This window comes from Burkholderia sp. SRS-25 (assembly GCF_004343765.1).
In the GTDB taxonomy this organism is placed as follows: domain Bacteria; phylum Pseudomonadota; class Gammaproteobacteria; order Burkholderiales; family Burkholderiaceae; genus Burkholderia; species Burkholderia contaminans.
Map to the genome: position 1 here is coordinate 120728 of NZ_PTXM01000019.1, position 13830 is coordinate 134557.

Sequence of the window (13830 nt, forward strand, 5' to 3'; positions counted from 1 at the left end):
TCGGCGCATGGCATCCCCGCCGCGCGGCCCGAAGACAGATTCCCCGGGCAGGCCGCTTCCTGCCTCGCGGCCTCGGCCCGCACCGTCAAATGAAGGGAAAGAGAAGCGGCCCGCGTCACACGGGCCGCTTGCGGCCGCTACTTGCCGGCCAGCGCCAGCGACGGCGCGAGCGCACTGTTCGGATCCTGCCCGTTCCAGGTGCTGACCCATGCGTCGTTCGGCGTCGCGCCCATCACGAAGTCGAGCGTGCCGCCGGCCTTCATCTCGTCGTACGTGATGTACGGCCGATGCAGCGGCGTGCCGTTCAGGCTGACCGACTGGACGTAACGATTCACCGATGACGGCGCGCCGCCGCCGGCCGTATGCGCGGTCACCTTGAAGCGCCGCGTCGCGCCGAACTTCAGGTCCTTTCCGTCCCCGCCTCCCGACGCAACCGGAATGTCGATCGTCGCTTCCTCGAACAGCGGCGTGCCGAGGTAGAACACGCCGCCCACCGGGTTCAGCGAATAGATGCCGAGCGCGGACAGCACGTACCACGCGGACAACTGCCCGCAATCGTCGTTGCCGGGAATCGCCGAATCGCGCACGCGGCGCGGGTCGACCAGCGCGGCCTTCAGGCTGTCGCCGCTCAACAGCGCGCGATCGCCGGCCGTCAGCGTCAGCGAGTACATGTCGTCCATCACCGTGCGCACGCGATCCTGCGTCTTCGACGGCATGCCCGCGACGTCGTACAGGTACGGCAGGTGGTTCGCCGGCTCGTTGCCCGCGAAGAACTGGCCGCTGCGGCCGGTCAGGTCCGGAAAGCCCTGGTTGTAGAGGAAAGTCAGCGGGTTCGCCGGATCGAACGTGCGATCGAGCTGCGCGATGAACTGGCTCTTTCCGCCGAGCAAAGCGACGAGGCCCGGGAAGTCGTGGAAGATGTTCCACGTATCGACCCACGAATTCGATTCGGAGAAGTCCGTCTTCTCCGCCGCCGTCGGGTCGAAGCCCGCCACCCAGTTGCCCTGCGAATCCTTCGGCTGCGCAAACTTCCAGCCGTTGTTCGGCACCGGGTTGAATACGTTGCGGTAGTTCCGGCTGCGCTGCAGGTAGGGCCCGTAGTCGGCCGTGCTCTTGCCCGCCGCCTTGCCGACTGCCGCCGTCGCCCAGTCGTCGAACGCGTAATCCTGCGTCGTCGACACCGACGCGTTGTCGCCGGCGTACACGTAGCCGCTCTGACGGTACTGGTCGAAGCCGTGCGCGCTCGCGCTCTGCGTGGTCGTCAGCGCGGTCCAGATGTCGTCGATGCCCGCGCTCGTCAGGTGCTTCAGGTACGCATCGGCGATCAGCGGGATCGACGGATGGCCGGCCATCGTGAAGGTTTCCGTCTGCGCGAGCGGCCACACCGGCAGCTCGCCCTTGCCGTTCTGCCTGAACTGCGTGAGCAGCGACTTCACCCAGCCGTCGACGCGCTCGGGCTGCACCAGCGTCATCAACGGTGACTCGGCGCGGAAGGTGTCCCACAGCGAGAACGTCGACGAATAGTCGAAGCCCGGATTCGCATGCTTGCTCGTGGCCGGCGGCGACGTCGTGCCGTCGTTGGTCGAATCGGTGCCGACGTAGCTGCCGTCCGCATTGTTGTAGACGGTCGGCGCGAGCATCGTGCGATACAGCGACGTGTAGAACATCGTCCGCTGGTCGGCGCTGCCACCCTTGATCCGGATCCGGTCGAGCGCGGCGCTCCACACGCGCTCGGCCGCACCGCGCACCTGTTCGAACGACTTCGCGCCCACTTCCGATGCGAGATTGGCCTGCGCATCCGCAATGCTCGACGGCGAGATGCCGACCTTCACCGTGACCGCGCCGCCGCTGTCGTTGCCGTCGGCGAACGTCAGGTAGGCCTTGAAGCCGTCCGCACTGAACGCGACGCGCTTCGTATCGAACGGCTTCGAAAAACGCGCGACGAAATACGTCGGCTTGTTGTTCGCCCAGTTGTTCGTGATCTCCCAGCCGGCGATCGTCTGCGCATCGATGACCTGGATCTTGCCGCTCGCGGTCGAGCCGCCGATCGGGTTGTCGATGCTGACGATCATGCTGCGCTTCTGCGCGGCCGCGCTCGGGAAATACGTGTAGCGATGCACGCCCGCGTGCGTGGTGGCCGTCATCTCCGCGAGGATCTTCGCGCCCTGCACGTTCCACGGCGTGTTGCCCGTTCCGACCGGCGCCATCTTCACGCGGTAATAACCGGGGCTCGCGGTTTCGTCGTCGTGGCTGAACGACGCGTTGTAGGTGATCGATGCATCGGCGGCGACCTTCGCCAGCGTCGCGGTGTCGACCGGCGCCAGCGTCGGCAGGAACCGCACTTCGCCGCCCGAGCCGATGCCGGTGCCCGACAGGTGCGTATGCGTAAAACCGGTGATGAACGGATCGTCGTACTGGTAGCCCGACGTGCGATCCCAGTTCCACGGCAGCGTGTGCGCACCGCCGGTCGTGTCCGGCCCGAGCTGCACCATCCCGAACGGCACGGTCGCGCCCGGGTACACGTGGCCGTGGCCGCGCACGCCGCTGCTCCAGTCCGCGTTGATGTCGAGATTCGCGGTGCCGATCATCGGGTCGACGCTGTGCAGCACCGACCGTTTGCTTGCACCGCCGTTTTCGCCTTGATCGTTCCGATCACCCTGGTCGTTCTGGTTGCCTTGATCGTTCTGGTTGCCCTGCGCGTTCGACATCTGTGCGAGCACGCTCGCATCCGTCGAGCCCTGATCGCCCCCGCACCCCGACAGCACGGCAAGGCACCCGATACCCACCACGTGACGTAGCTTCATCCGTTCGTCCCTCCCTCTCTCTGCGTCGATCCTGTTGGCAAGAACCGCTCGTTGATCTTCTGTTCTGTTACGGCGCGCTGGCCGCCTGCGGGAACGACGGCATGGCCGATGCGTCGGTGCCCCAAGTCGTGGCGCTCGCATCGGACGTCATCGCGTACGACAGCTTCCCGCCCTTCGCGATCTGCTCGAACGGCAGCCAGGCGGCCGCGTACGGTGAGCCGTTCAGCTTCAGCGACTTCACGTAGAACGACGCGCTGTCGCCCGTGCCGGCACCCGGCGCGACGATGTGCAGCAGCCGGTAGCTGCCGTCCTTCTGCCCGACGCGCACCGTGATCTTCTCGAACTGCGGGCTGGACAGCGCGACGCCGCTCACGCCCGGCACGACCGGATAGAGACCGAGCGCGGCCCACACGTACCAGCCCGAGATCGCGCCGAGATCGTCGTTGCCCGGCAGCCCGGCCGCGCCGGTGCCGAACTCGTTCGCGAGCGACGCATGCAGCACGCGCTGCGTATGCGACGGCGCACCGGCCCACGCATAGACCCACGGCACGGCCATCGTCACTTCGTTGCCGACGTAGAAGTACGGCTGCACGGTACCGATGTTCAGGTGCGTGAAGAACGTGTCGAGCCGCTTGACGACCGGCGCGGCGCCGCCGGCCTGCGCGACCACGCCGGCGAGATCGTGCGGCACGTACCACGTGTATTGCTCGGAGTTGCCTTCCATGAAGCCCGTGCCGTCGGTGACCCATGCGCCGGCCGACGTCTTCGGCTGGATCGCGCCCTGGTCGAACAGGTTTTGCCAGTTGCCGCTCGACTTCAGCAGCGTGCCGGCCGTCGCCGTATCGCCGAGCGCCGTCGCGAAGCGCGACACCGCGAAATCGCGCACCGCGTATTCGAGCGTGTTCGAGGCGGTCTGGTTGTCGCCCGAGCCAGACGACGGCACGTAGCCGAGCCGGTCGTAGTCCGCGCGACTGCTCATCACCGGCGTGCCGGCGCACGCAGCGCCCGGCGCGGTGCTGTTCTTCATGATCGACAGCGCGGCCTGCGTATCGAAGTTCGTCGCGCCGAACGCATGCGCGTTCGCGACGATGATCGAGCCCGCGTCGCCCGGCATCACGGCCGTCTCGGTATTGAAGTACGCCCAGCGCGGGAACGCGCCGCACGCCTTCGCATCGAGCACGAGCGACTGCACGATGTCGCTGGTCCGCACCGGGTCGAGCAGCGCCTGCAACTGGATGAACGAACGGTCGATGTCCCAGCCGGAGAAATTCGCGTACATCGTGCGGCCTTTCTCGACCTGGCGTGTCGGCGCGGCCGCTGCGCCGTTCGACGCATAGAAATCCGGGTACTGGCCGTTCACGTCGTTGAACACGTTCGGGTGCAGCGACGCGTGATACAGCGCGGTGTAGAACTTCGTCTTGTCGGCGTCGCTGCCGCCCGTGACCTGGATCGCGTTCAGGCGCGCATTCCACGCGGCGCTCGCGGCGCCGCGCACCTTGTCGAAACGCCAGTTCCGGCTGCCTTGCGCATCCGTTTCCGAATTCTCCGCGCGCAGGTTCGCCTTCGCATTCGCTTCGCTGACGAACGAGATGCCGAGCTTCATCATCACGTCGGGATGCTTGCGGTCGACATTGAACGTGACGGTCACCGGGCTGTTGTTCGACAGCGCCGGCTTCGCCGCGAACGGCTGGCTGAATTCCGCGTAGTAGTAGACGGGCACCGCATGCCCGGCCCAACAGAATCCGCCGCCCGCGATCGTGCCCGACAACGCGCGGTCGCCGACCTGGCTGATCGTGTCGCTCGTCGTGCCCTGCGCACGGTTGTTCAGCACGGTCGGATCGATCGCGATCGTCGCCTGCTGGCCCTGCGCGAGTGACGGATACGTGAAGCGCGCGAAGCCGGTGCGCACCGTCGTCGTCAGCTCGGCCTTGATGCCGTTGCCGAGCGTGACGCCGTAATAGCCGGCTTGCGCGGTTTCGTTCGCGTGGCTGAAGCTGGCCGGCGCGCCGGCGTCGCCAGGCGCGAGCTGCGGCATCACGTTCAGGTAGCCACCGTTCGCCCAGCAGCCGGTGCCGCTCAGGTGCAGGATGCTGAATGCGTTGATCGACGTGTCGCCGTACCAGTAGCCGCCGGAGAAGCCCGAGCCGTCGCCCTTGCTGCTGTCGTACTGGGCGGTCGGTGTCATCGGGCTCCACTGCATCATCCCGAACGGCACCGTCGGCCCCGGGAACGTGCCGCCACCGAGACCCGAGCCGACCGGGTCGGCCGGCTGGTCGATCGCGTAGTCGGTGCCGATCAGCGGATTGACGTATTGCGCGACGCGAATGTCGGCGTTTTTCCTTGCCGCTTCGTTGCCGTTGCTGTTGTCGTTTTCGTTGCTATTGTCGTTGCCGCCATTGCCGCTCTGATTGCCCTGCGATTGCGCGGCAGCCGACATGTTCGCCGCGGCCATCGACGGCGAATCGCCATCCCCGCCGCAGGCAGACAAGACAACGCACAGCACCAGCAGCGCCGTTCTCCACCCCCAGTTCCTCGACATCACCTGTCTCCGTATCGTTCTTGAATCAGGATGTTGATTCGAACTACTGATCTTCTAGTCAGGATGCTTCTGATGAATTCCGCGTGCCCGGCCGATCGGTCGAAAATCCCGGGTGCGTGTACTTATTTCCGTATTCGCGCACCTGGAAAAAGACGCGCCGGCATGTCGAAATACCGGCGCCCAGGACCCGATAATGGGCACAAGCGTGCCCAAATAAACGTGTTTTCTCTACCCCGTGTTTTTACGAATTTTTATTTTGTTTATCTAAACAAAATGCAATTGATTCGGTTTTTATGTGGAATGAGGTATTGAATGCACGATTGGCCATCAAGGCTGCTTCGGCAGATCGACATAGTCTTCGAGCTCACCGGCGACATAGAGCCGCTTGCCGAGTCGCGGATACTCGCAGACGTCGTGTTCGAGCCGCTGCCCGCCCACGAGCAGCTCCAGCGGCGCATCGCCGGTGTTCTGCACCGTGTGCGCTTCACCGCCGCGCGGAAAGCCCAGGAAATCGCCGGGGCCGATTGCCTCGGTGCACTCGCCGATCGTGACCGCGCCCGTGCCGGACAGCACGTACACGAACTCTTCTTCGTACAGGTGACGGTGATACTCGGCCGATTCGTGGCCGGGCATCAGCGTGAGCAGGTGGACACCGAATTGCGTCAGGCCGGTCAGGTCGCTGAGTTGTCGCTTGAGACGAACGGCATTGGGATTCAGCGAATGCACCGCGCGGGTCGGTTCCATCGTCGCAATATCGGCGGCCTTCAGCAGTTCCCGGGGGGAATGGGTCGACATGTGGGGGTTCTCTCGTTGGCGTCATGCTTCGATCGAGCGAGCCACCCAGGCCGGCATGGCGCGCGTGCCCGCCATTGTCCGATATTTTCCTGCGCGCAAGGGCGCGGTTCGACGGAACAACGACAGGCGGTACGTCGTGGTCAGGACGCACCGCCAAGTTGCCCGCTCTCCACCTCTGCTTCGAACGCGCGCGGCTAGCGCGCGAATTTCTCCTGCGTCGCGCTGCCGTATACGGCATAAAGCAAGCCTGCCAGCATCGCGAGAATCAGGCCGACGCTGATCGCGACGCGATAGACGCTGGTGATCTCGACATAGTGCTGCAGATCCGGCACGCCGATCTGAAGATATATCCACCCGACCAGCGGCACGAGCGCATAGAAACTCGGCAGCGCCAGCACGCAGAGCACGGCGAACAGGCTCCATTCCTTGACGAGCGCATGGCGCTCGCGCATCACACCCCAGAGCAGCAGCACCGCGAAGAACAGTTCGAACGCGCCGTTCATCTGGAACGGCGTCCCGCCGGACGACGTGATCGCCGTCGGGCCGCCCAGCAACCGCCCCCAGTACAGCAACACGACGCCGTTTGCGGCAGCGAGCACGCCGGTCGCGGCCGCGAGCCGCATCAGCCGCGCCGGCTGAGGCTTCCCGATGAACGCGGCGCGTGTGAGTGAGCCTCCGCGCGCCGCTGCCGCTGCCGTTTCCGCTCAGCGCACGTGCACGCCGCGTAGCTCCGTCAGCAAGGCCACGAGACGATCGATGTGCGCATCCTCGGTGCGCCACGACGACACGCTGATCCGGAACGCCGGCCGCCCCTGCCACACCGTCGCGCCGAACCACACGTCACCCGACGCCTGCGCGGCCGCGAGGATCGCCGCCGTATCGTCGTCGGTGCCGGCGCGCGTGAGCACCTGGTTCAGCACGACGCGGTTCAGCACGTCGTAGCCGGCGGCACGCAGGCCGTCCGCAACCCGCGCCGCCTGCGCGCAATGCCGCTCGACCATCGTGGCCACGCCGGCGCGGCCGAGCGAGCGCAGCGCGGCCCACACGGGAATACCGCGCGCGCGCCGCGAGAACTCGAGGTTCAGGTTCTTCTGCGCGTCCTGCGCGCCGCTCAGGTACACGGCGTCGCTGTTCATCGCGGTCGCGAGCGCGGCCGCGTCGCGGCAGATCACCATCGCGCCGTCGTACGGCGTGTTGAGCCACTTGTGGCCGTCGGTGGTCCAGCTGTCCGCATCGTCGATGCCGTCCGTCAGCGCGCGCTTCGACGATGCGCGGGCCCACAGGCCGAACGCGCCGTCGACGTGCACCCACGCACCGGCCGCCTTCGCGGGCGGAATCAGCGCCGCGAACGGATCGAACTCGCCGGTGTTCACTTCGCCGGCCTGCACGCAGAGGATCGTCATGTCGTCGAGCGGCGGCAACTGCGTCGGGTCGATCCGGCCGTGCACGTCGACCGGCGCGACGATGAGGCGCTTCATCCCGAAACCGAGCACGCGCAGCGCCTTCTTCACCGTGATGTGCGCCAGCTCCGAGATCACGACCTTCACTTCGGGCGCGCCGATCAGGCCATCGGCGTCGATGTCCCAGCCCTTGCGCGCGAGCAACGCGCGCCGCGCGGCCACCAGCGCGACGAGCGTGCAAGCCGTCGCGCTCGTACCGAAACCGACCGCGCTGCCTTCGGGCAACCCGAGCACGTCGACGACCCAGCGCGCGGCCTGGCGCTCGATCGTCGCGGCCACCGGTGAATTCGCATATGACGACGCGCACTGGTCCCACGCGAGCATCAACCGCTCGGCCGCAGCCGCGGCCGGCAGCGTGGCGCCGATCACGAAGCCGAAGTAGTTCGGGCCGTTCGACGCGACGGTCGCGGGCGTGCCGCGCTCGTCGAGCAGGCGCAGCACGTCGTCGGCCGGGCGGCCCGTATCGGGCAGCGGCTCGTCGAACGCCGCCAGGCCGGCCAATGCGGCCGCGTCGGGAAACGCGCGCCGCTCGTTCGTCGCGGCCAGATACGCGTGCGCGCGCCGGTCGGCGTCGGCCAGCAATGCAAGTTCGTCCATGTCGGTTGCCTCGGTGGAAGTCAGAGTTGCGAGAGATCGCGGCCGAGCTGCTGCAGCGCGCCGTCGATCCGCTTGTAGTACGTGAACTTGCCGACGCGGGTTGCCTGCACGAGCCCGGCATCCGCGAGAATGCGCATGTGGCGCGTGGTCGTGGCCGGCGCGATGCCGAGCTTCTCGGTGATGTACGTGCAGCACACGCCGAGTTCGTCGAAATCGCCGTGCGGCTGCGGCGGGAAATGCTTGCGCGGCTGCTTGAGCCAGCGCATCACGGCCAGGCGGCTTTCGTTGGCCAGTGCGCTGATGCGAGTGACGTCGTCCATGAGAGTGCGGAGCTCGATTAACGTTTCGAATATTAGCTAAATGACGAAATGTGTGCAATCGCGTCGAAGGGCGACTTGAGCCGACGCGGTGGTGTGGCCGGTCGCCCTTTCGGCACCGGATTCGATCGCGGCAAGCGCGCTGCTGCAACGCTTTGCACGCAGCGCCGGGAACGCGCTCCGGCTCGCCGTCGAGCTGAACGGCCATTCCGCGTAGACGTCTGGCCCGAAACGCATTGCGATGCTGTCATTGCGCGGCGGGATTGTCCGGATGCGGATGCGTGCCGTGTGCGGCGGGATACGCGGGTGACGCGCGCACCACGCGCCGCGTACGGTCGAGCGAGCGGCTACGCAACGAACTGCCGGTTGGCGCGGCTCATCCGCCAATGCTGGGGATGCCAGGGGCGCGCGTAAGCGTTACCGTGAAATGAAGGCGCGGTCTGTCAACGAAAGCGGCCCGCCTCCTTGTTCGAGAGGGAGGGTTCGCTCGCTCAATCCCACGGGTTCACGATAGCCACGCCGGTTTCGACAAAATCGGCGACATTGCGCGTCACGACGGTCATGCCATGCACGAGCGCCGTCGCGGCAATGAGTGCGTCACGCTCGGACCGCCGATCCGGTACATGGAGTCGTGCGCATCGTTGCGCGACCGCCGTATCAACCGGCAGTACGCGACCCGCGAACTCCGGCAGGACATGCCCGTCAAGCCATGCCCGTAGAAGCGCGCCTTGAGCCGTGTCCCGGCGTTCGATCTGCAAGACGCCGGTCTCCAGTTCCATGATCGTGATTGCCGAAACAAAAAGCGTTGGCGCGTCGACGGTTGAACTCCAGGCCGCCAGGTTTTTGTCCGCCTTGCCCGTTCGCACCTTCCGGAGTTCCGAAACGACGTTGGTATCGAGAACGAACATCATCAAAAATCAACCTTTTTGATACCGATCTCCACGCGCGGAGGGTCAAACTCGATGTCCTCGACCCCGGGCATGGCCAACGAGTCGGCGATGTTGCGCCGTTGCTGCGTGAGACGCTGGTATTCCTCGAAACTCAGCAGCACATGGGCAGTCTTGCCACGGTCCGTAATGAATACCGGGCCATCCTTTGCTGCTTTCTTCGCTTTGGTCACGTCCTGGTTGAGCTCGCGACTCGAGAGCGTGGTGATGGTCATCATGGACTCCTCAAACCAATCAATGTAGGTATGTTACTACAATAATTGAGATTGCGCGGCTCTGCCTGCCCCGGTTGATCGGGCCCCGTGCGCGGCGTCTTCATCGATACCTCGTGCGCCTGCGCACGAACGCCATTTCCGGCGGCAAAGTCGTCTGGCAGGAAGCGTCAATATGCACCCCAACGAATCGTCTCGTTCGATCATGCGCCCCCGATTCCGAGGCCAACCCATGCCGAGCTTCGTCGCTGCCGAAGCGAACACGCCACAATGGCCACCCGATGGGCATGGAGTTGGCGTCGCTGCATCGAATTCGACGCGGCTGCATCCACATGCGTTCACGCCGCGAGCACCTCCGCCAACCTGTCGATCAACGCCCGCACGCGCCGCGGCTGCACCGCGTTGCCCGGATAGACGATCTGCAAATCGACGTCGCCCGGCGAGAACGCGCGCAGGATTTCCACGAGCGCGCCGGACGCCAGATCCTGCTCGACGTCGACCAGTGACTTCAGCGCGACGCCGTACCCCGCGACGCACCACGCGCGCACGAGGGCGCCATCATTGGCCATCCGCCGGCCGCGCACCGTCACGCGCCGGGGTTCGCCATCGATGCTGAACGGCCATTCGGCATACAGGTTCGGCCCGAAGCGCATCACGATGCAGTCGTGCGCGGCGAGATCGTCCGGGTGCCGCGGGGTGCCATGCGCCGCGAGGTACGCGGGCGACGCGCACACCACGCGCCGCGCGCGGCCGAGCGAACGGCTGCGCAGCGAGCTGTCGGCGAGCACCCCGCGACGGATCGCGAAATCGAGCCCCTGCCCGACGACATCCACGTAGCCGTCACCCAGATGCAGATCGACCGTGACGCCCGGATGCTCGGCGAGGAACGCGTCGACGACGGGTACCACGCGCTCGCGTCCGAGATCGGCCGGCGCGCTCAGGCGCACGGGGCCCGACAGTGTCTGCACGCCGAGCCGCACGCGGCTTTCGAGTTCATCGGCCTCGGCCAGCAAGCGCCGCGCGCCGTCGACGAGCGTGCGGCCTTCGTCGGTCAGGCTGATCGCGCGCGTGGTGCGCGTGAGCAGCGCCGCGCCGTAGTGGCGCTCGAGCGCGGTCAGCCGCTCGGACACGGTGGCCGGCGACAGCCCGAACTCGCGGCCCGCCGCGGCCAGTCCGCCCTTCTCCACGATGCGCAGGAACAGCGCGAGATTGTCGAGCAGCATTATTCGCTCCTTCCGAACGATATTTTCGAAGTCTGCCCAATTATCCGAAATATCCGCAAGCGATACAGTGTGGCAACACTTGGCCACGCAGCCGCTCGTCGACACGTCGATCACCCAAAGGAAACCCGCCATGGAATACCGCACCCTCGGCCGCTCCGGCCTCAAGGTTCCCGTCCTGAGCTTCGGCGCCGGCACGTTCGGCGGCACCGGCCCGCTGTTCAGTGCGTGGGGCAACACGGATGTCGACGAAGCGCGGCGCCTGATCGACATCTGCCTCGAAGCCGGCGTGAACCTGTTCGACACGGCCGACGTGTATTCGGACGGCGAATCCGAGCGCGTGCTCGGCGCCGCGATCAACGGACGTCGCGACCAGGTGCTGATCTCGACGAAGACGGGCCTGCCGACCGGCAGCGGCCCGAACGACGCGGGCACGTCGCGCGCGCGGCTGGTCCGCGCCGTCGACGACGCGCTGCGCCGCCTCGACACCGACTACATCGACCTGCTGCAACTCCACGCATTCGATGCGAGCACGCCGGTCGAGGAAGTGATGTCGACGCTCGACGATCTCGTGCGCTCGGGCAAGCTGCGCTACATCGGCGTGTCGAACTTCGCGGGGTGGCAGATCATGAAGTCGCTGGCGGCGGCCGATCGGCACGGCTGGTCGCGTTACGTGGCGAACCAGGTCTACTACTCGCTCGTCGGCCGCGACTACGAGTGGGACCTGATGCCGCTCGGCGCCGATCAGGGGCTCGGCGCACTCGTGTGGAGCCCGCTCGGCTGGGGCCGGCTCACCGGCAAGATCCGGCGCAACGCGCCGCTGCCCGAACGCAGCCGCCTGCATGAAACGGCCAGCTTCGGGCCGCCGGTCGACGACGCGCGCCTGTACGACGTGGTCGATGCGCTCGACGCGATCGCGGAGGAAACCGGCAAGACCGTGCCGCAGATCGCGCTGAACTGGCTGCTGCAGCGCCCGACGGTGTCGTCGGTGATCATCGGCGCGCGCAACGAGGAACAGCTGCGGCAGAACCTCGGCGCGGTCGGCTGGGCACTGACCGATGCGCAGGTCGCGAAGCTCGATGCGGCGAGCGCGGCGGAAGCGCCTTATCCGTACTTCCCGTATCGCCGCCAGCAGGCGTTCGCGCAACTCAATCCGCCGCTGCTCGGGTAAGCGCCGACGGCCGGCGCGCGCGGCCGTGCGGCGCTACGCAGGCACACGCGCGTCGCCGAGCCGCACGACCTTGTCGGCCGGCCCGATGACCGAGCGCCGATGCGTGATTGCGACGACCGTGACGTCGCGGGCCAGCAGCCGCACGTGTTCCATGATGTCGCGCTCGGTGGCTTCGTCGAGCGCGGAACTCGCTTCGTCGAGGAACAGCACGGTCGGCTCGCCGTACAACGCACGGGCAATCGCGATGCGCTGGCGCTCGCCGCCGGACAGCTTCAGCCCGCGCTCGCCCACCGTCGTGCGGAAGCCGTCCGGCAGGCTTTCGATGAACGTCAGGATCGTCGCCTTCGCGGCCGCTTCCTGCAGACGCCGTGCGTCGCGCGGCCGGCCAAGCAGGATGTTGTCTTCCAGACTCTCGTTCAGCAGCACGACATCCTGCGGCACGACGGCCACCGCGCCGTACCAGTCGGCGCGATCGATCTCCGCGAGATCGACGCCGTCGACGAGAATGCGCCCGCCGGTCGGCTCGATCGACTTCAGCGCGAGCTTGAAGACGGTGGATTTCCCCGCGCCGGTTTCGCCGACGAGAAACGTAATCGCACCACGTTCAGCAACGAAGTCGACGTCGGTCACGCCGCGACCGTTGTCGTACGCATAGGCGACGCGGTCGAACACGATGCGCCCGTCCTGCGGCACGAACGCCGCCGCGTGCGACACCTGCCGCTCCTCGGGCGCCGTCCACAGCGCCGCGAACGGCACGAGCGCCGCGCGGGAGCGTGCGCACTCGTCGACCGCACGCGCGATCATTTCGAACGGATGGTTCAGCTGCAGCAGCAACGTGTTGAACAGCACGATGTCGCCGATCGACAGCGCCCCCGCCTCATGGCGCGGCAGCAGCAGCCAGAACGTCACCGAGAACTGGATCGCAAGACCGAGACCCAGCAGCGCGAGATAGACGACGTGCTGCAGCACATACGCGCGCCAGTTGTCGCGCACGACGCGCGCTTTCTCCGAGAAACGTTCGCTCATCCAGCGATGGCTGCCGAAGTGCCGAAGCGTCTCCATCGCATTGATCGCGCCGCCGACGAAACGGGCATTCTCCTGCCCGGCCTCGATCGCACGATCGAGGAACGCGCGCGAACGCCGCGCGGCAACGATCGCGATCGTCACCGCGACCGCGCCGTAAGCGGCGGTGATGGCCACGACCTCGACATTGATCAATGCGCCGAGCGTGACGAGCGTCAGCACGATCTGCAGCGTGCCGGGGATCAGGTCCATCAGCCCCAACTGCACGAGCACCGACAGCGCCCGGCTGCCACGCTCGTTCGCGCTCTGGATTTCCGCGGGATTGTGCTCGACGAAGAACGCCGTGGTCTTCTTCAGGATGCGCTCGAAGAAGCGCGTGCTCGTGATGAATCCCAGATTCTGCGCGCTCATGAATGCCAGGTACTGAACCGCGCGTTGCAGCGTGCTGGAAAGGCCGAGCAGCATCGCATAGACCACGAAGCCCGCGATCAGCGCGTGGAGCACGCCGCGATGCGACAGCGCATCGATCAGGCGCGAGAACAGGTAGGGCGCGGCAACCGCGCTCGCGCTCGAAAGGATGACGACCGCCACGACCGTCAGCAACATCAGGCGATCGGCCTGCCAGTAGGCCCGCAGGACCTCGGTAAGCGGATGCGACGCACGGGTTTCGTTCATGGCGAATGAACCGGGCACGGCGCAGCCCGGATGGCGGCGATGGGCGAAAAAGTCTAACAGAGTGGAAGGC

General features: G+C 66.5%; 11 protein-coding genes and 1 pseudogene. 1 reads left to right on the forward strand and 11 read right to left on the reverse strand.

Translation table 11 applies throughout. The features are described 5' to 3' along the window. Positions 1–137: 137 nt before the first annotated feature. The 10 genes and pseudogenes from C5O79_RS26075 to C5O79_RS26120 all read right to left on the reverse strand — a co-directional run bounded on the left by C5O79_RS26075 (position 138) and on the right by C5O79_RS26120 (position 10894). The gene (locus C5O79_RS26075) at positions 138–2804 is read right to left on the reverse strand and encodes a GH92 family glycosyl hydrolase (protein WP_122474706.1); all 2667 of its coding nucleotides are present in this window, start codon (positions 2802–2804) and stop codon (positions 138–140) included. Positions 2805–2871: 67 nt separating this feature from the next. Next, positions 2872–5343, reverse strand: coding sequence for a GH92 family glycosyl hydrolase (locus C5O79_RS26080; RefSeq protein WP_131931850.1), 2472 nt, complete (start codon positions 5341–5343; stop codon positions 2872–2874). 327 nt (positions 5344–5670) lie between these two features. Continuing rightward, positions 5671–6138, reverse strand: coding sequence for a cupin domain-containing protein (locus tag C5O79_RS26085; protein WP_122474704.1), 468 nt, complete (start codon positions 6136–6138; stop codon positions 5671–5673). Between the two features lie 194 nt (positions 6139–6332). Then, positions 6333–6761: a hypothetical protein gene (locus C5O79_RS26090; RefSeq protein ID WP_122474703.1), complete on the reverse strand. Its 429-nt coding sequence runs from the start codon at positions 6759–6761 to the stop codon at positions 6333–6335. Between the two features lie 81 nt (positions 6762–6842). Beyond that, entirely contained in the window at positions 6843–8195 is a 1353-nt protein-coding gene (locus C5O79_RS26095) for a pyridoxal-dependent decarboxylase (protein WP_122474702.1), read from the reverse strand. 20 nt (positions 8196–8215) lie between these two features. After that, positions 8216–8515 carry a metalloregulator ArsR/SmtB family transcription factor gene (locus tag C5O79_RS26100; protein ID WP_034181860.1) on the reverse strand — a complete coding sequence of 100 codons (300 nt, stop codon included), beginning with the start codon at positions 8513–8515 and terminating at the stop codon, positions 8216–8218. A 192-nt stretch (positions 8516–8707) separates the two neighbouring features. Beyond that, positions 8708–8873 (reverse strand): annotated as a pseudogene (locus C5O79_RS38655) (LysR family transcriptional regulator); the annotation flags it as partial. A 130-nt stretch (positions 8874–9003) separates the two neighbouring features. Continuing rightward, positions 9004–9423 carry a type II toxin-antitoxin system VapC family toxin gene (locus C5O79_RS26110; RefSeq protein ID WP_174242128.1) on the reverse strand — a complete coding sequence of 140 codons (420 nt, stop codon included), beginning with the start codon at positions 9421–9423 and terminating at the stop codon, positions 9004–9006. Next, on the reverse strand, positions 9423–9674 hold the full coding sequence (locus C5O79_RS26115) for a type II toxin-antitoxin system Phd/YefM family antitoxin (RefSeq protein WP_046549518.1): 252 nt from the start codon (positions 9672–9674) through the stop codon (positions 9423–9425). Before C5O79_RS26115 ends, C5O79_RS26110 begins: the two co-directional genes overlap by 1 nt. Positions 9675–10009: 335 nt before the next feature. After that, the gene (locus tag C5O79_RS26120) at positions 10010–10894 is read right to left on the reverse strand and encodes a LysR family transcriptional regulator (RefSeq protein WP_122474701.1); all 885 of its coding nucleotides are present in this window, start codon (positions 10892–10894) and stop codon (positions 10010–10012) included. 130 nt (positions 10895–11024) lie between these two features. Between C5O79_RS26120 and C5O79_RS26125 the strand changes: the two genes are divergently transcribed. After that, on the forward strand, positions 11025–12062 hold the full coding sequence (locus tag C5O79_RS26125; protein ID WP_122474700.1) for an aldo/keto reductase: 1038 nt from the start codon (positions 11025–11027) through the stop codon (positions 12060–12062). Positions 12063–12095: 33 nt separating this feature from the next. Here the strand turns inward: C5O79_RS26125 and C5O79_RS26130 are convergent, their stop codons facing one another. Further along, the gene (locus C5O79_RS26130) at positions 12096–13760 is read right to left on the reverse strand and encodes an ABC transporter ATP-binding protein (RefSeq protein ID WP_122474699.1); all 1665 of its coding nucleotides are present in this window, start codon (positions 13758–13760) and stop codon (positions 12096–12098) included. Positions 13761–13830 lie beyond the last annotated feature (70 nt).